The organism is Sphingobium sp. CCH11-B1 (genome assembly GCF_001556865.1).
GTDB lineage: Bacteria > Pseudomonadota > Alphaproteobacteria > Sphingomonadales > Sphingomonadaceae > Sphingobium.
Genome location: NZ_LSJY01000127.1, coordinates 1 through 22,543, shown reverse-complemented (window position 1 = coordinate 22,543; position 22,543 = coordinate 1). Strand labels below are relative to the sequence as shown.

Annotated in this window: 27 protein-coding genes and 1 riboswitch; of the genes, 17 read left to right on the top strand and 10 right to left on the bottom strand. The window is 66.8% G+C overall.

All coding sequences use genetic code 11. The features are described 5' to 3' along the window. Positions 1 to 78 precede the first annotated feature (78 nt). The 5 genes from AX724_RS13070 to AX724_RS13050 all read right to left on the bottom strand — a co-directional run bounded on the left by AX724_RS13070 (position 79) and on the right by AX724_RS13050 (position 3,102). Complete coding sequence (locus AX724_RS13070) at positions 79 to 396, bottom strand: PilZ domain-containing protein (RefSeq protein ID WP_066767198.1); 318 nt, start codon at positions 394 to 396, stop codon at positions 79 to 81. A gap of 211 nt (positions 397 to 607) precedes the next feature. Next, positions 608 to 1,030, bottom strand: coding sequence for an ExbD/TolR family protein (locus tag AX724_RS13065; RefSeq protein WP_066767196.1), 423 nt, complete (start codon positions 1,028 to 1,030; stop codon positions 608 to 610). Between the two features lie 25 nt (positions 1,031 to 1,055). Beyond that, a complete protein-coding gene (locus tag AX724_RS13060; RefSeq protein WP_066767194.1) occupies positions 1,056 to 1,544 on the bottom strand; it encodes an ExbD/TolR family protein in 489 nt (162 codons plus the stop codon). A 143-nt stretch (positions 1,545 to 1,687) separates the two neighbouring features. After that, positions 1,688 to 2,443 carry a MotA/TolQ/ExbB proton channel family protein gene (locus AX724_RS13055; protein ID WP_197421579.1) on the bottom strand — a complete coding sequence of 252 codons (756 nt, stop codon included), beginning with the start codon at positions 2,441 to 2,443 and terminating at the stop codon, positions 1,688 to 1,690. 71 nt (positions 2,444 to 2,514) lie between these two features. Continuing rightward, positions 2,515 to 3,102, bottom strand: a complete 588-nt coding sequence (locus AX724_RS13050; RefSeq protein ID WP_066767190.1) for an energy transducer TonB — start codon at positions 3,100 to 3,102, stop codon at positions 2,515 to 2,517. 274 nt (positions 3,103 to 3,376) lie between these two features. On the opposite strand from AX724_RS13050, the gene AX724_RS13045 reads away from it, so the two are divergent. Together AX724_RS13045 and AX724_RS13040 are read left to right on the top strand one after the other, a co-directional pair. Next, a complete protein-coding gene (locus AX724_RS13045; RefSeq protein ID WP_443018715.1) occupies positions 3,377 to 4,228 on the top strand; it encodes a hypothetical protein in 852 nt (283 codons plus the stop codon). Positions 4,229 to 4,301: 73 nt separating this feature from the next. Next, complete coding sequence (locus tag AX724_RS13040; RefSeq protein WP_066767186.1) at positions 4,302 to 5,606, top strand: homoserine dehydrogenase; 1,305 nt, start codon at positions 4,302 to 4,304, stop codon at positions 5,604 to 5,606. Positions 5,607 to 5,614: 8 nt separating this feature from the next. On the opposite strand, the gene AX724_RS13035 is transcribed toward AX724_RS13040, so the two are convergent. Then, positions 5,615 to 6,070: a hypothetical protein gene (locus AX724_RS13035; RefSeq protein ID WP_231736677.1), complete on the bottom strand. Its 456-nt coding sequence runs from the start codon at positions 6,068 to 6,070 to the stop codon at positions 5,615 to 5,617. A gap of 122 nt (positions 6,071 to 6,192) precedes the next feature. On the opposite strand from AX724_RS13035, the gene glpX reads away from it, so the two are divergent. Continuing rightward, a complete protein-coding gene (gene glpX / locus AX724_RS13030) occupies positions 6,193 to 7,176 on the top strand; it encodes a class II fructose-bisphosphatase (RefSeq protein ID WP_066767233.1) in 984 nt (327 codons plus the stop codon). Positions 7,177 to 7,183: 7 nt separating this feature from the next. On the opposite strand, the gene AX724_RS13025 is transcribed toward glpX, so the two are convergent. Then, positions 7,184 to 7,561, bottom strand: a complete 378-nt coding sequence (locus AX724_RS13025; protein WP_066767183.1) for a MerC domain-containing protein — start codon at positions 7,559 to 7,561, stop codon at positions 7,184 to 7,186. Positions 7,562 to 7,654: 93 nt separating this feature from the next. Beyond that, complete coding sequence (locus AX724_RS13020) at positions 7,655 to 9,433, bottom strand: sensor domain-containing diguanylate cyclase (RefSeq protein WP_066767179.1); 1,779 nt, start codon at positions 9,431 to 9,433, stop codon at positions 7,655 to 7,657. Between the two features lie 111 nt (positions 9,434 to 9,544). Between AX724_RS13020 and AX724_RS13015 the strand changes: the two genes are divergently transcribed. From AX724_RS13015 to AX724_RS12960, 12 genes are all read left to right on the top strand, one after another. Next, a complete protein-coding gene (locus tag AX724_RS13015) occupies positions 9,545 to 10,717 on the top strand; it encodes an aminotransferase (RefSeq protein ID WP_066767177.1) in 1,173 nt (390 codons plus the stop codon). Positions 10,718 to 10,792: 75 nt separating this feature from the next. Next, the gene (rmuC, locus tag AX724_RS13010; protein WP_066767175.1) at positions 10,793 to 12,241 is read left to right on the top strand and encodes a DNA recombination protein RmuC; all 1,449 of its coding nucleotides are present in this window, start codon (positions 10,793 to 10,795) and stop codon (positions 12,239 to 12,241) included. Between the two features lie 34 nt (positions 12,242 to 12,275). Further along, positions 12,276 to 12,515 (top strand): hypothetical protein, encoded by a 240-nt coding sequence (locus AX724_RS13005; RefSeq protein ID WP_066767172.1) that lies wholly within the window; start codon positions 12,276 to 12,278, stop codon positions 12,513 to 12,515. A gap of 197 nt (positions 12,516 to 12,712) precedes the next feature. Beyond that, positions 12,713 to 13,342, top strand: coding sequence for a nicotinate-nucleotide adenylyltransferase (locus tag AX724_RS13000; RefSeq protein ID WP_066767169.1), 630 nt, complete (start codon positions 12,713 to 12,715; stop codon positions 13,340 to 13,342). 12 nt (positions 13,343 to 13,354) lie between these two features. Then, on the top strand, positions 13,355 to 13,744 hold the full coding sequence (gene rsfS / locus AX724_RS12995) for a ribosome silencing factor (RefSeq protein ID WP_066767168.1): 390 nt from the start codon (positions 13,355 to 13,357) through the stop codon (positions 13,742 to 13,744). Positions 13,745 to 13,864: 120 nt separating this feature from the next. Next, positions 13,865 to 14,287 carry a 23S rRNA (pseudouridine(1915)-N(3))-methyltransferase RlmH gene (locus tag AX724_RS12990; RefSeq protein WP_066767166.1) on the top strand — a complete coding sequence of 141 codons (423 nt, stop codon included), beginning with the start codon at positions 13,865 to 13,867 and terminating at the stop codon, positions 14,285 to 14,287. A 74-nt stretch (positions 14,288 to 14,361) separates the two neighbouring features. Further along, the gene (locus tag AX724_RS12985) at positions 14,362 to 15,576 is read left to right on the top strand and encodes a murein hydrolase activator EnvC family protein (protein WP_156448078.1); all 1,215 of its coding nucleotides are present in this window, start codon (positions 14,362 to 14,364) and stop codon (positions 15,574 to 15,576) included. Between the two features lie 103 nt (positions 15,577 to 15,679). Then, entirely contained in the window at positions 15,680 to 17,032 is a 1,353-nt protein-coding gene (locus AX724_RS12980; RefSeq protein ID WP_066767163.1) for a S41 family peptidase, read from the top strand. A gap of 99 nt (positions 17,033 to 17,131) precedes the next feature. Continuing rightward, a complete protein-coding gene (locus AX724_RS12975; RefSeq protein WP_066767162.1) occupies positions 17,132 to 17,614 on the top strand; it encodes a disulfide bond formation protein B in 483 nt (160 codons plus the stop codon). After that, on the top strand, positions 17,611 to 18,165 hold the full coding sequence (locus AX724_RS12970) for a demethoxyubiquinone hydroxylase family protein (RefSeq protein WP_066767156.1): 555 nt from the start codon (positions 17,611 to 17,613) through the stop codon (positions 18,163 to 18,165). Before AX724_RS12975 ends, AX724_RS12970 begins: the two co-directional genes overlap by 4 nt. Positions 18,166 to 18,178: 13 nt before the next feature. Next, on the top strand, positions 18,179 to 18,730 hold the full coding sequence (locus tag AX724_RS12965; protein WP_066767155.1) for a hypothetical protein: 552 nt from the start codon (positions 18,179 to 18,181) through the stop codon (positions 18,728 to 18,730). Positions 18,731 to 18,813: 83 nt separating this feature from the next. Beyond that, positions 18,814 to 19,203 carry a hypothetical protein gene (locus AX724_RS12960; RefSeq protein ID WP_066767232.1) on the top strand — a complete coding sequence of 130 codons (390 nt, stop codon included), beginning with the start codon at positions 18,814 to 18,816 and terminating at the stop codon, positions 19,201 to 19,203. 1 nt (position 19,204) lies between these two features. On the opposite strand, the gene AX724_RS12955 is transcribed toward AX724_RS12960, so the two are convergent. Together AX724_RS12955 and AX724_RS12950 are read right to left on the bottom strand one after the other, a co-directional pair. Continuing rightward, positions 19,205 to 20,776 carry an amidase gene (locus AX724_RS12955; RefSeq protein ID WP_066767154.1) on the bottom strand — a complete coding sequence of 524 codons (1,572 nt, stop codon included), beginning with the start codon at positions 20,774 to 20,776 and terminating at the stop codon, positions 19,205 to 19,207. Beyond that, the gene (locus tag AX724_RS12950) at positions 20,773 to 21,186 is read right to left on the bottom strand and encodes a DUF1801 domain-containing protein (RefSeq protein WP_066767153.1); all 414 of its coding nucleotides are present in this window, start codon (positions 21,184 to 21,186) and stop codon (positions 20,773 to 20,775) included. Before AX724_RS12950 ends, AX724_RS12955 begins: the two co-directional genes overlap by 4 nt. 33 nt (positions 21,187 to 21,219) lie before the next feature. After that, positions 21,220 to 21,334, top strand: a riboswitch (yybP-ykoY riboswitch). Between the two features lie 98 nt (positions 21,335 to 21,432). Between AX724_RS12950 and AX724_RS12945 the strand changes: the two genes are divergently transcribed. Together AX724_RS12945 and AX724_RS12940 are read left to right on the top strand one after the other, a co-directional pair. Next, positions 21,433 to 22,011: a TMEM165/GDT1 family protein gene (locus AX724_RS12945; protein WP_066767152.1), complete on the top strand. Its 579-nt coding sequence runs from the start codon at positions 21,433 to 21,435 to the stop codon at positions 22,009 to 22,011. A gap of 106 nt (positions 22,012 to 22,117) precedes the next feature. Next, on the top strand, positions 22,118 to 22,543 hold a 426-nt coding region (locus AX724_RS12940), incomplete at its 3' end, for an NAD(P)H-binding protein (RefSeq protein WP_156448077.1).

Here is a 22,543-nt window from a genome sequence, read left to right as displayed (position 1 = left end):
TGCGGCTTTTCCGCGCAACCAGTCCTGACGTCCCGACGCGAGGCACCGGGCGCTTCGTCGCCACCAGCCCGCAGATGGTCAGCCGTTCAGGCCGATCTTCACGACATGGTCGAGGATCGCTGGATGCAGCGGCCGTTCGAAGGCGCAGCCCGACTCATGCGCGCGGGTCCAGGTGACTCGGGCCCGACGGCCCTCGAAGCCGGGCAGCATGATCCAGATGTCGTCGCCCCGGTTCAGCTTCATGAAGCTCTGCAAGCGAAAGCCATTGACGGAGACATCGGCGATATGACTGGAAAACCAGGTTTCGCCTGGCCGGCGCACTTTGACTGTGATCCGCACGCGCCGACGCTCGGCCGTGCGACCCTGGCGGTCATGATTTTGCGCTTGTTCACCCATGGCCCGTCATCGCGTCATGTTGGAGCCGCATTTTCGCCGATCGCAGTTAACAACTGGTCAATGCGGCTAGCGTCGCCCACATTCCGGGCGCGCAACAAAAAGGGCCGCCCGAAGGCGACCCCTTGCAATCTGGCTTCTGCCACCTGGTCCGGCGACCCCGCCTGACAAGCGGGAAGTCTTGGCGTCGGCTGGGCACGCCGGGCGTCAGCGGTCAGAAATTGCCATATTGTTCATTGCCGACGAAACCCAGCTTGGTCACGCCTGCGCGCTTGACCTCTGCCAGCACCTCGTCAACGACCACATAACGGGTCGCGGCGTTGGGCTGGAACTGGAGTTCCGGCTCGACTGGCAGGCGCAGCGACTGCTGCAGATACTGACGCAGGGTCAGCAGGTCGATCGGCGATCCGTTCCAGGTGATGACGCCACCGGCGTCGATCGCGACCTTGTTCTTGACCGGGTCGATCACGCTGTCCGTAGGCGGCGCGTTCTGCGGCAAGTCGATCTTCACCGCGTGGGTCTGGATCGGAATGGTGATGATGAACATGATGAGGAGAACGAGCATGACGTCGATCAACGGCGTCGTGTTCATTTCCACCATCGGTTCGCCGTCATCGCGGCCGGCGCTCATAGCCATTGCGGATACTCCTTATGCGGGCCGATCAGAGGCGGACGGTGCCCGAACCGGGTTCCGGCTCGGAAATGAAGCCCACCTTCGGGAAACCGGCGCGCTGCATCGTGTAGATGGTGCCGCCGATGCACCGATAGGGGGTGTTGATGTCGCCGCGGATATGCACTTCGGGCAGGTCTTCCGGCGTCAGATTTTCGACGCCACCCGCCTTCTTGATGTCCGCTTCGAGCTTGGCGACGGCGCGGTCGAGCAAGTCGCTCGAATTGACCGGGGTCATGCCCCAGAACACCGCGCAGCTGCCGTCCGCAGCCGTGGTGACCGAGAGGGACACATTTTCCGGCTTCGTCGTGGTCGGCTCGAACGCCACCTTGGGAAGCTGCAGATCGACCGTCTGGACGACGACCGGGACCGCGATGAGAAAGATGATGAGCAACACCAGCATGACGTCGACGAGCGGCGTCGTGTTGATGTCGGACATCGGCTTGTCGTCACCGCCGTCGGAGCCAACACTCATTGCCATTGATACTATCCTAACCTTGGTGTCGTTGGCGCCCCGTCATGACCTGGTGGCGCCAGGCCGAAAGGGTGCGGGGGCCTTAGTCGGTCGGGGAGCCGGGCGGTCGCAGCCGCCGCCCGGTCCCGCAACCGGCGTCCTGAGACCGATCAGGCCTTGGTCGGCGCAGCGGCCGGCTTGGCGGCCGGCACGGCGACGGCCGGGGCAACGGTCGGCTTCACGGCGCCGTCCGAAACCAGATAGGCCAGCAGGTCGACGGTGAAGCCGTTCAGCTGCTCCGAGATCGCCTTGTTGCGGCGCTGCAGGAAGTTGTAGGCAAGCACCGCGGGAACGGCGACCGCCAGACCGAGCGCGGTCATGATCAGAGCTTCACCGACCGGGCCGGCGACGGCGTCGATCGATGCCTGACCGGCAGCGCCGATCTTGATGAGCGCGCGGTAGATGCCGATAACCGTACCGAACAGACCGATGAACGGCGAGGTCGAACCCACGGTGGCGAGGAACGCCAGGCCGCCGTTCAGCGACGAGTTGATCGCGGCTTCCGAGCGCGCCAGCGAGCCGTGCAGCCAGTCATGCGCTTCGACCGGATCCTTCAGCTTGCCATGCTCTTCCTGGGCCTTGATGCCGTCGTCGACGATCTGCTTGTAGGCCGAGTTCTTTTCCAGCTTGGCGGACGCTTCCTTCAGCGAACCGGCGCGCCAGAAGGTCGCGCGGACCTTCTTGCCCTGACTGATCACCTTCTGCTGTTCGATCAGCTTGGTGAACAGGATGTAGAAGGTACCGACCGACATGGCGCACAGGATGATGAAGACGGTCCAGGCGATCGTGCCGCCCTGCTCCAGCGCTTCCATAAGGCCATAGGGGTTTTCCGGCTTGGGAGCCGCAGCTGCGAGATACATCAACATGTTCAAGACTTCCCTCTCAATGAGATCAAGCTAGACGGGGCGGCGTCCGGCGCGCGCCCGCCCGATTTCGATTATTCCGGCAGGCGCCAGGTGATGCGGCCATTATAGGTGTCGGCCATCGGCTGCCCATCGCTGCCCGTCGCCGGCTTGAAGCGCGCACGGCGCGGCAGCAGGCGGCAGGTCGCCTCGTCGAGGTCGGCATGGCCGGTCGAAGAGGTGATGGTGCAGTTGGTCACCCGACCGTCCGCGCCGATTTCCAGGCGGAATCCGGCGGTACCCGAACGCTCTTCGCGCTGCGCGCGGCTCGGATAGTCGGCATCGCTGAGCCAGCTTCCCGGCGCGCCGCGCGGCGAGGCGCGGGTGGCGGCGACGGGCGGCGGGGGCGGAGCCGGCGGCGGCGGCGGCGCAGCGACCGGAACCGGGTTGAACACCGGCGGCGGCGTCCCGACCGGTTGGTCTGGCGGCGGCGGCGGCGGCTCCTCGTCGGGTGGCGGCGGTTCCTCTTTCACGTCGATCACGTTCAGCTGTTCCGCCGCCTTTTTGACATATTTCATGCCAAGACCGGTGACGAAGGCATAGCCGAGAACAGCGTGAATCAGGGCGACGATGACGATCGATATCGTGCGACTCGATCCTTGCGAGTGGTCAGCATAGGCCATTCGGCAACGACACTCCTTAATTCAACTTACCAGTGGTTTATACAAATCAGCCAAAAACGACCCCAGCCGACCGGGGAATCCCGATCACCTTTGGCCCCTATCCGTTCATTTGCTACCGCCCGAACTCCTATCGCGGCGCATCGTGGCACGCAAACGCTTTATCGATTTCCTCATTTGCGTTTACCATTTCACATTGGAATGACTTGCCTGTGACATCCTTGCCACGGGCTGAAACCATAGGACGAACTGCGTGACGAAATCCTCCATACGCCTCTTGAAACTGGGCGCGGCCTGCCTAATTTCCGCCGCATATTCCGCGGTTTTCTCTGCCTTTGGGCAAAATTTACCTGTGGTAGCGTCACCAGAACGCCCTGTCGCGGGATTGTCCTACGCCGACATCGTCGACCTTGCCGACGGTGCGCCGCTGGTTGCCAATGTGCGAATCCGCAACATCATCCCGCTGAAGCCAGATCAGGCCGGGACAGTCCGGTCGGGGCGAAAAAGACTGTTCATCGAGGCGGAAGTGACCGGTTTGATTCGCGGTGAATCGGGCATCGCGCCGACCGTCACCTACCTGTACGATGCCCCTCTCGACGCACGGGGCAGGACACCCAAATTTAAGAAGGCGCAGATGATCGTCTTTGCCCGCCCCGGTACGCGCCCCGGCGAAATCCAGCTCATCGCGCCCGACGCGCAGATCCCGGCCACAGCGGAGGAGCTTTCCCGGGTAAAGGCCGTCCTTGCCGCGCTGGTCGCCCCGAACGCCCCGCCCCGTATCCTTGGCCTTGGCGATGCATTCCATGTCGCCGGCACGATCGCGGGCGAGGGCGAGACACAGATATTCCTGCGCACCGAAAATGGCGATCCGGTCTCCCTGTCGATCCTCCGCCGCCCCGGCCAGCCGCCGCGCTGGGCGGTGGCGCTCGGCGAAATCGTGGACGAAGCTGCCCGCGCGCCCGAACCCGGCACCCTGCTCTGGTACCGGCTCGCCTGCGCACTGCCGCCCGCATTGCCCCCTGCGTCGGTCCGCGCCCTCGCCCCGGCGGATGCCGATGCCGCGCGCGCCGACTATGCCCTGGTGGTCGACGCGCTTGGTCCCTGCGGTCGCACGCGCACGAAGGAGTGACGCGCTTTTCCTTGGACAGGCCGGTTCGGGCCGCTATCAGCGCGGCGTCGGCAAATCAGGGAAAGACATCGCCATGACCAATCTCCACCGCCATGCCCCGCTGCGCGTCGCGCTTGTCGGCCTCGGCACGGTCGGCGGCGGGGTCATTCGCCTGCTGGAAACCAACGGCGACCTGATCGCGCGCCGCGCCGGCTGCCCGATCCAGGTGGTCGCCATCTCCGCGCGCGACCGGAACAAGGATCGCGGCGTCGATCTTTCCCGCTACGAATGGGTGGACGACATGACGACGCTGGCCGCGCGGGACGATGTCGATGTCGTGGTGGAACTGATCGGCGGATCGGACGGCCCGGCCCTCACCCTCGCCCGCCAGTGCCTTGCCGCCGGCAAACCCTTCGTCACTGCGAACAAGGCGATGCTGGCGCATCACGGCCTGGACCTTGCGCGCCTCGCCGAACAGGGTGGCATCGCGCTCAAATATGAAGCGGCGGTCGCTGGCGGCATCCCCGTCATCAAGGGGATGCGCGAAGGCGCTGCCGCGAACGAGATTGCGCGCGTATACGGCATCCTCAACGGCACCTGCAATTACATCCTGACCACCATGGAAAAGGAAGGCCGCGATTTCCACGAGGTGCTGAAGGAAGCGCAGGATCTGGGCTATGCGGAGGCCGACCCCAGCTTCGATATCGACGGCGTGGACGCCGCGCACAAGCTGACCATCCTCGCCAGCCTCGCCTTCGGCACCGAACTGGATTTCGGTGCGGTCGCCACCACCGGCATACGCCACGTCATCGCCGCCGATATCGCGGAGGCGGCGGCATTGGGCTTTCGCATCCGTCTCGTCGGCATGGCGCAGAACGGGCCTGAAGGCCTTTTTCAGCGGGTCCATCCGATGCTGGTCCCGCTCGACCATCCCCTCGCCCATGTGGACGGTTCGCTCAACGCCGTGGTGGCGGAGGGGAATTTCGTCGGCCGCCTCTTCTTCCAGGGGCGCGGCGCGGGGGAAGGCCCCACCGCATCGGCCGTGGTCGCCGACCTGATCGACGTGGCGCGTGACGAATATGGCGACGCCTTCGCCATGCCGGTCGCGGCGCTCAGCCCGCAGCACACGGCCGACGCCGGCGCGCGCATCGGCCGCGCCTATCTCCGCTTCAAGGTACAGGATCGCCCCGGTGTTCTGGCGGAGATCGCCGCGGCCACCCGCGACGCCGGCGTCTCGATCGAATCGATGATCCAGCGCGGCGCCAACCAGGCGGACGGCGTGCTGGTCGCCATCGTCACCCATGCGGGCGAGGAGCGTTGCGTGCGCGAGACGCTGGAACGGCTCGCCGGCTCCGACAGCCTGCTCGACGCGCCGATGGTGATGCACATCCTCGACTGAGCGGATACTCAGCGGGGCGTCGCGCCCCTGAACCGATCGGGCAGCGGCGGCGGCGGTTCCAGGTCGGCGTCGGGATCGACGAGAGCAGCGGCCGCCTTCGCCATCGCGCCGATCACCTGAAAGACGGGCAGCCCGCCGGTGCAGCCTGCGCCCTGCCCACCGACCACGCCGCACGCCCCCTGCCGCACCGGCGCGGCGGAGGCACGCGGCGGATCGCCCCGCATGCGCGCGCCCTCCTCCGGCTCTCTGGGCAAAGGCAGCCGCTGCTTCGCGTTCCGCTCCGCCCGGCTTCCGCACACGACGATGGCGTCGCCGCTCCGGTCGCAGGGACGCACCACCCGCGTCTTGTCGCGATAGGCCGCCATAAGCGGATCCTCCGGCTCCTCGGCCTGCGCGGCGGAGACGATGAGAAGGACAGCGACGATCGGAAGGACGAACCGCATGGCAGCCAGAACAGCAGCCAATCATGGCTCCATTATGACCGAATCTCATGACCTGCCTGTCCTGGGCCCAGGCTCTGGCTCGCTCGACAAGCGGGGTCGGAGCCCCTATCGCCAGCGCCGCAAGGATACAGACCGGGATGAAGATGATGCAGGCCGATTCGACGCTTGATCGCGTTCTGGTGCTGGAGATGGTGCGCGTGACCGAAGCCGCTGCCATCGCCGCATCGAAGCTGGTGGGACGCGGCGATGAAAAAGCCGCCGATGCCGCCGCTGTGGAGGCGATGCGCCTTGCCTTCAACGATCTCTATATGGACGGCACCGTGGTCATCGGCGAGGGCGAGCGGGACGAGGCGCCGATGCTCTATATCGGGGAGAAGGTGGGCAGTGCGATCGGAACCGGGCCGAGGATCGACATCGCGCTCGATCCTCTGGAAGGCACGACCATCACGGCAAAGGCCGGTCCCAACGCGCTCGCGGTTCTTGCCATCGCCGAGGAAGGCGGACTGCTGAACGCGCCCGACGTCTATATGGAAAAGCTCGCCATCGGCCCCGGCTATCCCGACGGCACGATCGATCTCAACCGGTCCGTGCGCGACAATGTGGCGGCAGTGGCGAAGGCGAAGGGCGTCGATCCGCAGGACATCATCGTCTGCGTGCTGGACCGGCCACGCCATGAAAAGCTGATCGGCGAGCTGCGCGCCATCGGTTGCGGCATCATGCTCATCCCGGACGGCGATGTCGCCGGCGTGATCGCCACCACCAATCCGGAAACCACGATCGACATCTATATGGGATCGGGCGGCGCGCCCGAAGGTGTGCTTGCCTGCGCGGCGCTGCGCTGCGTCGGTGGCCAGTTCAAGGGCCGGCTGCTGTTCCGCAACGATGACGAGCGCGCCCGCGCGCGCAAATGGGGCATCACCGATCTGGACCGCATCTATGACCTTAAGGATCTGGCGAGGGGCGACTGCATCTTCGCGGCGACCGGCGTGACCGACGGATCGCTGCTCGACGGGGTCAAGCGCCTGCCCGGCGGTCGGTTGACGACGCACAGCGTGGTGATGCGCGCCAGCACCGGCACGGTGCGCTGGGTCAAGGGCGAGCACAGGCTCGACCACAAAGGGCTGTAAGCGGCGGCTATCGCCCGGCGCGGTGATTAAGGTCGTGGCCCAGCGCCAGGATGCCGACGCCGATCAGCGTGTACAGGCTTTCCTGCATGCCATGGTCCATCGTCAGCGCACCTGCCATCACGCCCAGTCCCAGCGATCCGATGGCGGCTGGCATCATGAAGCCATGGACGATCGCGCCATGGCCCAGCGCCACCGCGCCCAGCAGGATCGCGATCACCAATCCTGCCTCGTGGAAGATCGGGCTTTCAAACAGCCCGCCCGCCGACGCCAGCAGGCCCAGGACGACGGCGGTGACGAAACAATGCGCGACGCACAGTCCCGACAGCGCGATCGCGAAGCGATCGATCCGTCCGGATATCAGGACATGGCGAAGCGTCATTCTCATGGGTCGGCGCTACATAGGCCAGCAAGCATGAAGTTACAACATATCATCCGTCTTTTTTGACGGGACGACAGCCGCCGACTGTGCCTGCCGCCTTCAGGCCGCGAGGCGCAGGCAGTTGCGGCCGCTATGCTTCGCGCGATAGAGCGCCTTGTCGGCCGCCTCCAGCATGGCGGAACGGTCGGATCCGGGGGCCAGCGCCACCAGTCCCGCGCTGAAGGTGATACGGATCGATTCGTTTTCCCCCACCGGCATGGGTTCCGCCACGATGGCGCGCAGCCGCTCACACAGTAACGCGGCGCGCTCGACATCGCTGTCGGTCAGCAGCACGGCGAACTCCTCGCCGCCCAGCCGCCCCACGCTGTCCCCGCCGCGCAGGCCCGATCGCAGCCGCTCGACGAAGACGCTCAGCACCTGGTCGCCCGCGCCATGGCCATGGCGATCGTTCACCGTCTTGAAATGGTCGATATCGATCAGCAGCAGGCTTGACCGAATGCCTTGTCCGATCCGCTCCATCTCCCGGTCCAGCTTTTCCAGGAAGGCGCGCCGGCTGTCCGCGCCAGTCAGCGAATCGCGGGCGGCGACCTGTTGCAGCGCATGTTGGCGCGCCTTGTGCCGCGATATATCCCGAATGATGCTGACAACCCCGTCCGGATCGCCGCGCTCGTTGACCACGGCCCGCGTCACCATTTCGCACCACTGGAAATCGCCTTCGGGCAAGCGCGGCCGGAACTCGACCTTGTGCGCGCTGCCCGGCTGGCCGATCGCGCGATGGTGCGCCGCGATCACGCCGGCGCGATCTTCCGGGTGGACCAGGTCCGCCGCCGGTTGGCCTACCAGCAGGTCCGGCGCGCAGCCGATCTGTTCATGGGCGCTGGGCGATGCATATTGGATATGCCCGGCCGCATCGATGTTCAGCACGACGTCGCCGCTATGCTCGGCAATGGCGCGGAACCGCGCCTCGCTTTCCTGTAGCATGGCAAACAGCCGCCGCCGCGCGTTCAGTTCGGCCGCGACCGGCATGCACAGCAGGAAACTGATGGCGATGTAGAATTGCAGGAACTGCACCCGCTGCCCGGTGGTCCCCGCGATCAGGGTCAGCGGCCCGACGCCCGACAATGTCGCCACGCCCCCGATGATGGCCAGGATGATGACCGATGCGGCCGCGCCCAGGGGCCCCACGCGAAAAGCAATCAGCACCAGCGGCAGCAACGGCGCAAACAGCATCGGATAGCGCGCCACATAGAAGACATGCACGCACGCCAAGGCAAAGAGCGCCAGCAGCAGGGCCGCTTCCACCGTGGCGCGGGGCGACTGCTGCCGCAACCAGCGCCGCAGATCGCCCTGCAACAGCATCATCAGAATGGGCGTGAAGGTCAGGCCGCCCAACGCATGGCCGGTGTACCATTGCAGGAAGGACGGGCCGAACGGCACCGGCGTCAGTTGCGACGCGACGGTCGCGGCCAGCAGGCCGGTCACCACGTCCGCCACGCCGCACAAAGCCAGGATGAAGACCAGCAGCGGACGAATCGATCCCGTGACCCGGTTGTCGGGCACGAAAAGACGGCACAGGGTCGCAACGATCAGCGCTTCGATCATGTTGATCGCGGCCATCGGCACGGCGGCCAGCGGCCCCATGCCGAACAGCGTCGTGGCGGCCGCGCTTGCGATTGCGCAGGCGATCACGGCGCGCAGCCAGTGCTCGGTACGCGACGTCAGCAATTCCGCCATCAGCAGGGCGTTGGCCGCCCAGATAAAGGCCAGCCCGCCTTCGAATCGCGACACCATCAGCGCGGCGCTCGCCGCGATGAAATAGACTCCGCCGATCAGCAGGGTCTTCTGGACAGCAGGATGGCGGAGAACGGGCCGGGGCATGGGCTTCTCTTACGTCGTCAAGCTTAATATTGTCCTATTGCGGCCGGTTCGGACCCAGGCCGGACTGCGCCTGCCGGTGGACGCCGCATCGTCAGCCGCTATGCTGCGCGCATGACCCATGCCGCGCACGGCCATCCCGTCTATCGGGACATGCCCACCACCATCTTCGAACATATGTCGGCCCGGGCGCGGGACACAGGCGCGATCAATCTGGGGCAAGGCTTTCCCGAAGGCCCCGGCCCCCGCGAGATTCTGGCGGCGGCGGCCGATGCGATGCTCAATCGCTCCAGCCAGTATCCGCCGATGGCCGGCCTGCCCGAACTGCGCGCCGCCGTGGCCGCCCATTATGCGCGTCATCAGGGGCTCGACCTTGCCGCGCAGGAGGTCATCGTCACGTCGGGCGCGACCGAAGCGATCGCCGCCAGCCTGCTGGCGCTGGTGCGGCCGGGAGACGAGGTGCTGCTGCTCGCGCCGCTCTACGACGCCTATCTGCCGCTGGTGCAACGCGCGGGCGGCGTGGCGAAGGTGGTGCGGCTGACCCCGCCCGACTGGCGCATCACGAAAGCGACGCTTGAGGCGGCGATCACGCCGCGCACCCGCTTCCTGCTGATGAACAATCCGGTCAACCCTGCCGGCACCGTCATCCGGCGCGAAGAACTGGCGTTGCTCGCCGATCTCTGCGTCGCGCACGACCTTGTCGCCATCTGCGACGAGGTGTGGGAACAACTGACCTATGACGGCGTCCTCCATCGCCCCCTGATCGGCTTTCCCGGCATGCGCGAGCGCACGGTCAAGATCGGGTCGGCGGGCAAGATTTTCGCCGTCACCGGATGGAAGGTCGGCTGGATGTGCGCCGCTCCGCCGCTCGCCGCGCTGCTCGCCCGCGCGCACCAGTTCCTGACCTTCACCACGCCGCCCGCGCTGCAATGGGCGGTGGCGGAAGGGCTGGCTTTTCCCGACGCCTGGTTCGCCGACCAGCGCGCCGGATGCCAGGCGTCGCGGGATCGGCTCGCCGCTGGCCTGTCCGCCGCCGGCTACGCCGTCCAGCCCAGTGCCGCGACCTGGTTCCTTTCCATCGATCTGCCCGCCTCCGGCATCGCCATGGACGATGTCGCCTTCTGCGAACGGATCATCGGGGAGGCCGGGGTCGCCGCCATCCCCTTCTCCGTCTTCTATCCGGCCGATCCGGTGACGCATCTGGTGCGCCTCTGCTTCTCCAAGTCCGACGACACGCTGGACCGCGCGATCGACCGGCTCTCTGCCTTCCGCACCGCCGTCACCTGACAGGACTTGCGCCGCGGGACTTGCGGCAGGGGCCGGGCGCGTCTAGGTTCCTGTTTCGTTCCCGAAAGGTCTCGCATGGACAGCCTCGCCGCCCTCTTCATCGTCATCGCCCTGCTGACGGGCCTTGCCGCCGGCTGGCTGCTGCGGGGCAAGGCGTCCGCATCATTGCTGGCGGAGAAGGCAGACCTGGCGAACCGCCTCGACACCGCGACGACGCAGCGCAACGTGGCCATCGCGGAACTGGCGGTGGAACAGGAACGCGTCGCGCAGGCGACGGCGCAGAACGCCCGCCTCGAATCGGCGCAGGCCGATGCTGCCCGTCACATCGATCATGTCCGCGCCGAGCGGGAAGCGGCGCTGCGCGATCTCGCCGCGCTCCAGTCCGACATCCAGGCGCGCACCCAGGCGTTCGAGGCGCAGATCGCCGCTTTGAGGGACGCGAAAGAGCAATTGTCCGCCCAATTCAGCGAGATTGGCGGACGCCTGCTGGAATCGGCACAGACCCAATTTCTCACCCGCGCCGACCAACGGTTCGCGCAGGCGAACGAAAAAAGCGAAGCGCAGCTCAAATCGCTGCTCAGCCCCGTCGAAACCACGCTCAAACGCTATGAGGAAGGGCTGGCCCGCGTCGAGAAGGATCGCGTCGGCAGCTATGCCGAACTGCGCGAGGCGATCGCGGCGGTTCATGCCGGTCAGGGGCAGGTGCGGGAGGAAACCGCCAAGCTTGTCAATGCGTTGCGCGCCGCGCCCAAGACGCGGGGCCGCTGGGGCGAACAGCAGTTCAAGAACCTCATCGAAACCGCCGGCCTCTCCCCCTTCGTCGATTTTCAGGAGGAAGTGTCGGTCGCGGTCGAGGAAGGCCGGTTGCGCCCCGACTTCGTCATCCGACTGCCCGGCGACCAGCAGCTGGTGGTCGATGTCAAATGCTCGCTGGAAGCATATCTCAACGCCGTCGATTCGGTCGATCCGGCGATCCGCGAGCGTTATCTGGCCGACCATGCCCGTGCGGTGCGCACCCACGCCGACGCGCTGGGGCGCAAGGCCTATTGGGAGCAATTCACCAAGGCCCCTGACTTCGTGATCATGTACGTGCCCGGCGACAATTTCGTCACCGCCGCGCTCGAAGCCGACATGGATCTTTGGGAGCGCGCGGCGCGCAACCGCGTCATCATCTGTGGCCCCGCGACCTTCCTGCCGCTCGCCCGGACGCTGGCAGGGCATTGGCGGCAAGCGCGGATGCAGGAACAGGCGCAGCAGGTCGGCCAGCTTGGCAAGGAACTTTACGAGCGCCTTTCGGTTGCCGCGACCCATCTCAAACGGCTCGGCTCCGGGCTCAACAGCGCGGTCGCCAACTATAACAGCTTCATCGGCAGCTTCGAAACCCGCGTCCTGTCCACCGGCCGCAAGTTCCGCGACCTCGACATCGAGACCGGCGGCAAGGAGATCGAGGCGATGGAGCCGCTCGACGTGATCGCGCGCGACTCTCAGTCGGACGAGGCCAGGGCCCTGCCGGCCGCTGAATGACGCCCATGCCTGACGGCGGCCGGAACATCCGGCCATGCCCCGCGTATCTCTGGCAAAGGCCGGCAAAGACAACCCCCGTCTGCCGGCCATCGGATCGGAGAATGACATGTGGAAGGCCATCAGCCTGCGCCGGCCGCTGCGGCAGCGGCCGGTCGTGGAAGCGCAGCCGCCGGACCCGCGGCCGACGATCGACAACCCCTTCGCCGACCTGATGGCGAAGCTCGACCGCATCCCCTATCAGCGGCGTCGCCGCACGGCCTTGGGCGGCGGCTGACCGCGCCTGTCGCTGTCCTATCGGGACGCGTTCGGGCAGGACAGACGCATCCTTGCAACCGGACACCGCGTAACGAAATGTCCAACTCCCGCAATTTTATGCGCAATTTTGCGGGACATATGCGAAGTTAAGGGCGGCATTTCCTATTCCGGCCCCAGCGCGTTGCCGCCGGGCGTCCATCCTGCCATGAAAGCGGCATGACACGCATCGGCCTGCTCGGCGGCTCCTTCAACCCGGCGCATGGCGGACATCGCGCCATCTCCCTTTTCGCGGCGAAGGCGCTCGGGCTGGACGAGGTGTGGTGGCTGGTTTCCCCCGGCAATCCGCTGAAGCCCGCCAAGGGCATGGCCCCGCTCCCCGCCCGCCTCGCCCGCGCCCGCGCCGTCGCCCGCCGCGCGCCGATTCGCCCCACCGCGATCGAGCGCCATCTGGGCACCCGCTACACGGTGGATGCGATCAAGTCCCTCACCCGCCGCTACCCGCGCCACCGCTTCATCTGGCTGATGGGCGCGGACAATCTGGCGCAGTTCAGCCAATGGCGCGACTGGCGCGGCATCGCGCGGCAGATGCCCATTGCGGTAATCGCCCGCCCGGGTTATGATGCGGGTGCCCGTGGCTCTGTGGCCATGAGCTGGCTGCGGCGCTTCGTCCGGCCCGCGCGCCAGAGTGCAGACTGGACGAATTGGAGAGTGCCGGCGCTCGTGCTATTGCGCTTTCGCCCTGATCCAAGATCGGCGACCCTGCTGCGGCAGGCGGACCCCCTCTGGCATCGCGAATATGAAGCAACGCGTGTGCGCGACCCGCTCACGCGCCGGTATGTCATCTAGATTGGAGTATATTTGTCTAACCCCGCCCCCGCCAACGATACGGCATCCGACGCCGAATCCGTGGCCGCCCTGCACGCCCTTGTCATGCAGTCGCTCGACGACGACCAGGCGCAGGAAACCGTCTCCATCCCGCTTGAAGGCAAGAGCAGCATCGCCGATCATATGGTGATCGCGAGCGGCCGCTCCTCGCGCCAGGTCGCCGCCATGGCCCAGCATCTGGCGGAGAAGATCAAGAAGGAAACCGGCCGCTCCGCGCGGGTCGAAGGTCTTCCGGTCGCCGACTGGGTGCTGATCGACGCGGGCGACGTGATCGTCCACCTGTTCAAGCCCGAAGTGCGCAGCTTCTACAATCTCGAACGCATGTGGGGCTTTGTCGACGCGCCGGTGGCGGGCAACGCCTGACGTCCTTCAAGTCCGTCCATCCCGAATAGCTGCCAAGCAAAGGCGAAGCAGCTTATCGCGGGACTGCGCGGACGCTTCGATACGGGGCTGCGCCCCTGCTCAGCACGAACGGAGTAGGGTTTGCTCCTGCACATCATCGCGCGCGGCAAGATCGGGCGCTCGCCCGAAGCCGAACTGGTCGACCGCTATGTGAAGCGGCTGACGATGCCGCATCGGATCACCGAAATGCCGGATCGCGGCGGCAAGCTGCCCCCGGTCCAGCCCGGCACAATCACCGTCATGCTGGACGAAAAGGGCCGGCAGCTTTCCTCCATGGACTTCGCCCGGCGGATCGAGGGCTGGCGCGACGCGGGGACGCGCGAATGCCGCTTCCTGATCGGCGCGGCCGACGGGTTCGACGACGCGGAACGCGCCAATGCGGACCTGCTGATCGCCTTCGGCGCGATGACCTGGCCGCACATGATGGCCCGCGCAATGCTCGCCGAACAGCTTTGGCGCGCCTGCTCGATCCTGGCCGGCCACCCCTATCATCGCGAAGGCTAGCGCAACCAGCGCTTTACCCCTAGTCAGATCGCCAGAGCGGGGATTTTTTGAGGGTGAAGCGGACTTTCCTCATCATGAGCGGACTGACGGGCCTCGTCGCCCTTGGGTCCACGCGCCTGCCCGCCGCCGATGACGGCGCGATCATCCTGTCCGGCACCGCCGGCACCACGCTGGCGCAGGAGCAGCAGGCGCTGAAGGCCGCCCGCCGCCAGTCGGACGAGGCGCGCGACCGCTCGGCGCGGCTGGAACAGCAGGCCGGCCTGGCCCGCGACGAGGCCGAACAGGCCCGCCGTCGCGCCGCCGCGCTCGCCGCCCGCATCCAGCAGGCCGAAGCCGACATCCAGGCCGCCCGCGCCCGCATCGCCATCATCGCCCGGATGCAACGCGCCCAGGCCACCCGCCTCGCCGCCCGGCAGGAACCGGTGGTGCGCCTCGCCGCGGCGCTGCAGCTGATGGCCCGCCGCCCGCCCGCGCTGGCCTTGGTGCAGCCCGGATCGATCGCGGACGCCGTCCATATGCGCGCAGTGCTGGGCCAGGTGCTGCCCGTGATCGAACAGCGTACCGCCGGCCTGCGCGCCGAACTCGACCGCAGCCGGGCGCTGCGCGCCACCGCGCAACAGGCCGCCGACGCGCTGACGCAGGCGCAGTCCGACCGCAAGGCCAGGCAGGACGCGCTCGCCGCGCTGGAGGCGCAGAAGCGCGTCGCCGCGCGCGACTATCGCGCCAATGCCGGCCTCGAAAGCGAGCGCGCCCTGGCGCTGGGCGAAAAGGCGCGCGACATCGTCGACCTGATGGACCGGCTGGAACAGGCAGGCGACCTGCGCGATCGGCTCGCCGCGCTATCGGGTCCGCTGCTGCGCCCCGCGCGCCCCGACCGCGCCGCCGCGCCCGCGCCAGAGCGGGAGAGCTATGCCGCCGGTCCCCCGCCCTACCGCCTGCCGGTCATCGGCCAGCTCGTCACCGGCATGGGCGAGGTGAATGACGGGGGCGTGCGATCGCGCGGCCTGACGCTGGTGACGCAACCGGGCGCACAGGCGATCGCGCCCACCGCAGGGCGCGTCGCCTTCGCCGGTCCCTATCGCGATTATGGGCAGATCCTCATCATCGACCATGGCCAGGGCTGGACCACGCTCATCACCGGCCTTCATCGCGTGACGGCGCAGGTCGGCGAGAGCGTGCGGCAGGGCGATCCGGTCGGCGTCACCGGCGCGGAACGCCCCAACATCACCGTGGAACTCCGCCGTAACGGCCGCCCGGTGGACATCGTGCCGCTGGTGGGGCTCGGTTAACCCGACGCTCATCGTCGATGAACGACATTGGTCGAAGCGGGCTTTTGCGTTGCGCCGCGAATCGCCCTATATTGAGCCATTGATGCAGATTCCCAGGAAAGCCATGAAATCCACCTTCCTCCAGGGCGCGCTGGCGCTCGGGGCGCTTGCGCTCATCCCGGCCACCACCGCGGCGCTCGCCGATGGGGAGGCGTCGAGCTACAAGGCGCTCGATGAATTCATGGACGTGTTCCAGAAGGTCCGCAGCGACTATGTGGAAAAGGTCGATGACGAAAAGCTGATCAAGGGCGCGATCGACGGCATGCTCGCCAGCCTCGACCCGCATTCGAGCTTCCTCGACGCGCGCGATTTCCAGAATTTGCGCACCCAGACGGAGGGCAGCTATGGCGGCCTTGGCCTCTCCGTCACGCAGGAGGATGGCGCGGTCAAGGTGATCGCCCCGACGCAGGATACCCCCGCCTGGCGCGCGGGGATCAAGGCGGGTGACTTCATCACCCATATCGACGGCCAGCTCATCTATGGCGGCACGCTGGACGAGGCGGTGGACAAGATGCGCGGGGCGCCCGGCACCTCCATCAAGCTCACCATCGTCCGTGCGGGGCGCGACAAGCCCATCGACCTCACCCTCACGCGCGAGATCATTCAGCTCAAGCCCGTGAAGTGGGAGGTGAAGAACGGCATCGGCGTCATCAATATCGTCAGCTTCTCGGCCAACACCGGGGCGGACGTGCGCCAGGCGATCCGCAGCATCGACAAGAGCCTGGGCCACAAGCCCACCGGCTATGTGCTCGACCTGCGCTCCAACCCCGGCGGCCTTCTGGACGAGGCGGTGAGCGTCAGCGACGCCTTCCTGGAACGCGGCGAGATCGTGTCGCAGCGCGGCCGCAACAAGGGCGATGTCGAACGCTATTATGCCAAGCCCGGCGACGACGCGAAGGGGCTGCCGGTCATCGTGCTGGTCGATGCGGGGTCCGCCTCCGCCTCCGAAATCGTGGCTGGGGCGCTGCAGGACCAGCACCGCGCGCTGGTGATGGGCGAACGCAGCTTCGGCAAGGGATCGGTCCAGACCATGCTGCCGCTCAGCAACACCACCGCATTGAAGCTCACCACCGCCCGCTACTTCACGCCATCGGGCCGCAGCGTGCAGGAAGGCGGCATCCAGCCCGACATCCGCGTGCCCCAGCTCAGCGATCCCGATTACAAGGATCGGCCGAAATTCCGCGAAAGCGACCTGCGCCGTCACCTCATCAACGAGATCAAGACCGACGACAAGGCGTTGGAGGAGGATGCGAAGGACGATCCGCGCTTCACCATGTCGGCCGAGGATTTGAAGAAGAAGGGGATCGAGGACTTCCAGCTCGACTATGCGCTCAAGACCATCTCCCGCCTGGCGAGCACGCCCGGCGCGGCGCTGGCGCAGGCGACGCCGGCCCCGCGAAAGACGGGCGGCAAATAACTTGCCCTCCGCTTCCACGTCCCGATCCCGGCGCAAGGCCGGGCGGGACGCAGGCAAGTTCAGCATGACGAAAGGATCGGAAGGCTCTAAGCATCCGGCATGAAGAGCCTTTCCCTCGCCCGCGCGCTTGCGCTCTTGACGCCGCTGGCGCTGCTGGGCGGCGCCTATGCCTCCCAATATCTGGGCGGCCTGCATCCGTGCGAAATGTGCTGGTGGCAACGTTACCCGCATATGGCCGCGATCCCGCTGGCGCTGCTTGCATATCTGCTGCGCGGCCGCGCCTGCTTGAGCGCCCTGTTCACCGGCTTTGCGGGCCTCGCCGTCGGCATCAGCGGGCTCATCGGCCTGTTCCATGCGGGCGTCGAATATGGCTGGTGGGAAGGGCTCACCACTTGTTCGACCATGCCGACCGGCGGCAGCGGGGCGGACATGCTGAACCAGATCATGGCCAGTCCGCTCACGCGTTGCGACGTCGCGCCGTGGGATCTCTTCGGCATCTCGCTCGCGGGCTATAACGGCCTCTTGTCCGGGGCCGCCGCGCTCGCCATCTTGGTTCTGCTTCTGAAGTGGAGGAAAGCATGAGCGCGACCCGCGATTTTCCCCGCCCGACCCGCACGGTCAGCGCCGCCGACCACGCCGCCATGCTGCGCGTGGATCAGGCAGGCGAATATGGCGCGACGCGCATCTATGCCGGCCAGCTCGCCGTAATGGGGGATCGCCATCCCTATGCGCGCATCATCGCCGGCATGGCCGCGCAGGAGGAACGCCATCGCGCTGCATTCGACGCCATGATCGCGCGGCGGGGCGGCCGCCCGACCCTCCTGTCCCCGATCTGGTCCGCCGCCGGCTTCGCGCTCGGCGCGGTGACCGCCGCAATGGGGCCAAAGGCCGCGATGGCCTGCACCGCGGCGATCGAAACCGAAATCGATCGTCATTATTCGCATCAGCTGGATCAGCTCGGCGACGGCGATCCGGAACTCTCCGCCGCGATCACGGATTTCCAGGCGGAGGAAGTGGAGCATCGCGACGCCGCCATTGCCCATGGCGCGGAACAGGCGCCCGCCTACCCCCTGCTTTCGGGCGCGATCCGGCTGGGGTGCCGCGCCGCCATCGCGCTGTCGAAGCGCATCTGAAAAGGACGGACCGATGACCAAGACGCTCATGATCGCCGCCGCCGCGCTGATGGCGGGCGCATCGGCCCCCGTTCTGGCGCAGCAGGCGACGGCACCGACCGCCGCCACCGATCCCGGCAGCGAGAAGGTCAACATAGTCATCGTTTACGGCGACGATGCCTGCCCGCAAAGCCAGGGCGGCGACATCGTGGTCTGCGCGCGCAAGGGCGAAGAGGAACGCTATCGCATTCCCGAGCCGCTGCGTGGCGATCCCAACAAGCCCAGCAATCAGGCTTGGGGCGAACGGGTCCGATCGATGGAATATGTCGGCCGCTCCGGGACGGAAAGCTGTTCGCCGGTGGGGGCGGGCGGCGCGACCGGCTGCTTCGCCCAGCTCGCCCGCCTCGCCAAGGCGGAACGGCAGCAGGATGACAATGCCAGCTGGAAGGATCTGGTGGCTGCCGAGCGTGCCCGGCGGCTGTCCACCATCGATGCCGACAGCAAGGCGATCGAGGCGCGGGTAAAGGCCGAGGAAGAGGCCGCCCAGCAGCAGTCCGCACAGCCTGCTCAGCCCGCGCAGCCCTGACGGCTTGGGGCGGGCCATGCCGTCCATGGAGGAACGGGCACGAAGAGGTCCGGCATAAAAGGGGCGTATAAGGAATAGATATGATGCGCCGTTTGCACCTCCTCCCCCTTGTCGCACTGCTCGTGCCCGCGCCGGCGCTTGCCCAGCCCGCGCCACCGCCCGAGCGCATCCAGAACCTCACCGTCTATGGCGACGACCCCTGCCCGCAGGGCGAGGGCGACGAAATCGTGGTGTGCGCCCGCCGCCCCGAATCGGAACGCTACCGCATCCCCAAGAAACTGCGCGAAAAGCCTGCTGTCGCTGGCGGCCCCGGCTGGGGCAGCCAGGTCGCGACGATGGAGCAGGTGCAGCGCCAGACTCTGCCCAACAGCTGCTCGGCAATCGGCAGCAACGGCTTTACCGGCTGCACCGCCAAGATGCTGGAACAATGGTTCGCCGAACGGCGGATGGACCAGAGCCGCGGCGAACCCTGAGTCAGCGCGCGCCCTCCAGCGCCGGCCCTTCGTCCACCGTGCTGCGAAAATCGGGCCGCAAGCGCAGCCCCGCCGCCTGCTCATAGGCGTAGCCGGCATCGAGCAGCCGCTGCTCGGCATAGGCACCTGCGATGAAGCTCAGCCCCACCGGCAATCCGCGCACCAGGCCCATTGGCACGGTGAGATGCGGGTATCCGGCGATCGCTGCCGGCCCGGTCGATCCGCCGGGCCCCTCATATTGGTCGCCCCACACGGTATCCGACAGCCAGGCGGGTCCGTAGCTGATTGTCACCAGCAGCGCGACGCGATTGTCCGCCAGCATCGCATCGATCCCCTCCCGACCCGCCAACCGCAACGACTTCTCCCGTGCCGCCCTATAAGCCGGATCGTCGAGTCCCGCCTTGGCCTGCGACGCGGTGAAGATGTCCTGCCCGAACAGCGGCATCTCCTTGTCCGCCCGTGCGCTATCGAAGGCGATGAGGTCGCCGAGCGTGCGCGTCGTCACCTGATCGGGCCGGGTCGAGGCGAGATAGGTGTTCATGTCCGCCTTGAATTCATATTGCAGCACTTGGTAGCTCGCGTCCGACATCCCCTCCATCGCCGGCTTCTTTACCTCCACCAGCGTTGCGCCCAGTTCCTTAAGCACCGCCAAAGCCGCCTCATATCGGGCCAGCAACTCCGGTTGCGCGCCGCCGCGCAACACACCGATCCGCATTCCCTTGATCCTCGTGGGATTGAGCGCGGCGGCATAGTCGCCTGCATGGGCCATGGCATCGGCGGTGGCCGGATCAGCAGGATCGCTGGCGATCAGCGCGGACAATAACATCGCCACGTCACGCACGCTGCGCGCCATCGGTCCGGCCGTGTCCTGGCTATGGCTGATAGGAACGATATGGGTGCGGGGGACAAGCCCGATCGTCGGCTTCAATCCCACCAGCCCCATCATCGAGGATGGACAGATGATCGATCCGTTGGTCTCGCTGCCGATCGCCGCCGGCGCGAAGCCCGCCGCCACCGCGGCACCCGATCCGCTCGACGATCCGCAGGTGGTGCGATCAAGCGCATAGGGATTGCGCGTGAGGCCGCCCACCGCGCTCCACCCGCTCATCGACCGTTCGGAACGGAAATTCGCCCATTCGCTCAGGTTCGTCTTGCCCAGGATGATCGCGCCCTTCGCCTTCAGCGCCGCCGCAACCGGCGAATCGCGCCCCGGATCGTTGCGCGCCAGCGCCAGCGATCCCGCTGTGGTCGGCATCCCCGCCGCCTCGATATTGTCCTTGAGCAGGATCGGCACGCCATGCAGCGACCCGCGCAATCGACCCGCCCGCCGTTCCTGGTCGAGCGCCCGTGCTTGCGTTACCGCATCGGGATTGAGCTTGATGATGCTGTTCAGCCGTGGCCCCTTCCGGTCCATCGCCGCGATTCGCTTGAGGTAAGCGCGGACCGCCTTCTCACTGCTGGTGCGCCCGCTCGCCAGATCGGCGGACAGCGACGCTATGCCCTGATCCTCTATCCCCGCCTGCGCCACCGGGGCGAACATCAGGGCAGCGGCGATCGCGAACGGCAGCTTCATCGGGGATAGGTCCGGTCCATATGGTCGAGGCTCTTGACGATCAGCCGCTCAAATACCGCCATGTCGATGCCGGACAGTCGCTTGACATAGAGACAGCCCTTGCCCCGCCGGTGCTTGCCCAGCGCGGAGAAATCCGTCTCGTCAAGGCCCGCAAGGTAGAAGACCTGCTCCGCCTTGCGCGGCGCGAAGCCGATGCGGCACATGTCGCCTTCCCGGCCGCTGTCGTAACGATAATGGTAGCGGCCGAAGCCGATGATGCTGCCGCCCCACATGCGCGCCGGTTCCCCGGACAGCCGGTTCATCAGCGTCACCACCTCGCGCGCATCGGATTGCCGCTCGGGCGGCTCGACCTGCTTCAGAAAAGCCTCGACCGACGCGTCCGTTTCGCCCGTCTTGTTCGCCTGGCCCATGGCTTGCCATCTCCTTCCGCCTGACTTAAAGGCTAGCGCGTCATCTGGGGAGTAGCCAGCCGTCCGAAGTCGGACGGGCCATATGTCAACATATTTGGCCGAGAGGCCGTGGCATATGGGATGCGCCGCCGAACGGGCGGGCCGCATCGGGCGAGACCAATGGCATCGGCGTCCTGTTGCCCTGGCCGGGCGGAGGACGGTGATGGCATTGTGTCGATCGTCTCCGCCCGGCCCCGGAACGCTTGAATGGACGCCTTCCTGACATCCGCCGCGCTGGTGGCGCTCGCCGAAATGGGCGACAAGACGCAGTTGCTGGCGATGCTGCTCGCCACGCGCTTCCGCAAGCCTGTGCCGATCATCCTCGGTATTTTCGGCGCGACCGTCGCCAATCATTTCCTCGCCGCACTGGTCGGCCATTCGATCGCCGGGGTGCTGACCCAGCCCTGGTTCCGCTACGCCGTCGCCGCCTCCTTCATCCTGATGGCCGGCTGGACCCTGATCCCCGACAAGATCGACGCCGACGCCCCGCTCAAGGCACCTTCGAAGGCCGGCGTGTTCGTCACGACGCTGGTCGCCTTCTTCCTGGTCGAGATGGGCGACAAGACGCAGGTGGCGACAGTTGCGCTCGGCGCGCGTTTTGACAATCTGTTCGCCGTCACGATGGGCACCACGCTCGGCATGATGATCGCCAATGTGCCCGCAGTACTGTTCGGTGAGGCGCTTGCGAAGAAAGTACCCATGCGCGCGCTTCAGGTCGGCGCCGCCCTGCTCTTCCTGCTGCTGGGCCTGTGGATGCTGGCCGGTCTTCAGGGCTGGCTGGGCTAAAAAAGGGAATGCCCGTTGCGCGCGGCAGTTGTCAGCGCGCGGCGGCTGTTGCAAGGGGTTGAACCGGAGTCATTTACAACCATTGGAAAGACATGGGGTCCGCGTGATGAAGGACAGTCTCGTAACCATCTTCGGCGGCGGCGGCTTTCTCGGCCGGCAGGTCGCCCAGACGCTGATGGCGCGCGGCGCGCGGGTGCGCATCGCGCAACGCGACCTCGCCACCGCCGTCAAGGTGAAACCGCTCGGCGCTTTGGGCCAGAGCCAGTTCGTCGCCGCCGACATCCGCAAGCCCGAAAGCGTCGCGCGCGCCATTCATGGCAGCGACATGGTGATCAACCTGGTCGGCATCCTGGCCGGCGACTTCGACGCCTTCCACCGTGAGGGCGCGGCCAATGTGGCGAAGGCGGCGGCGGAGGCCGGCGTTGCGGCGCTGGTCCATGTGTCCGCCATCGGAGCCGACCCGGAAAGCCCGTCCGCCTATGGCCGGTCCAAGGCCGCCGGCGAAGCGGCGGTGAAGGCCGCCTTCCCCGCC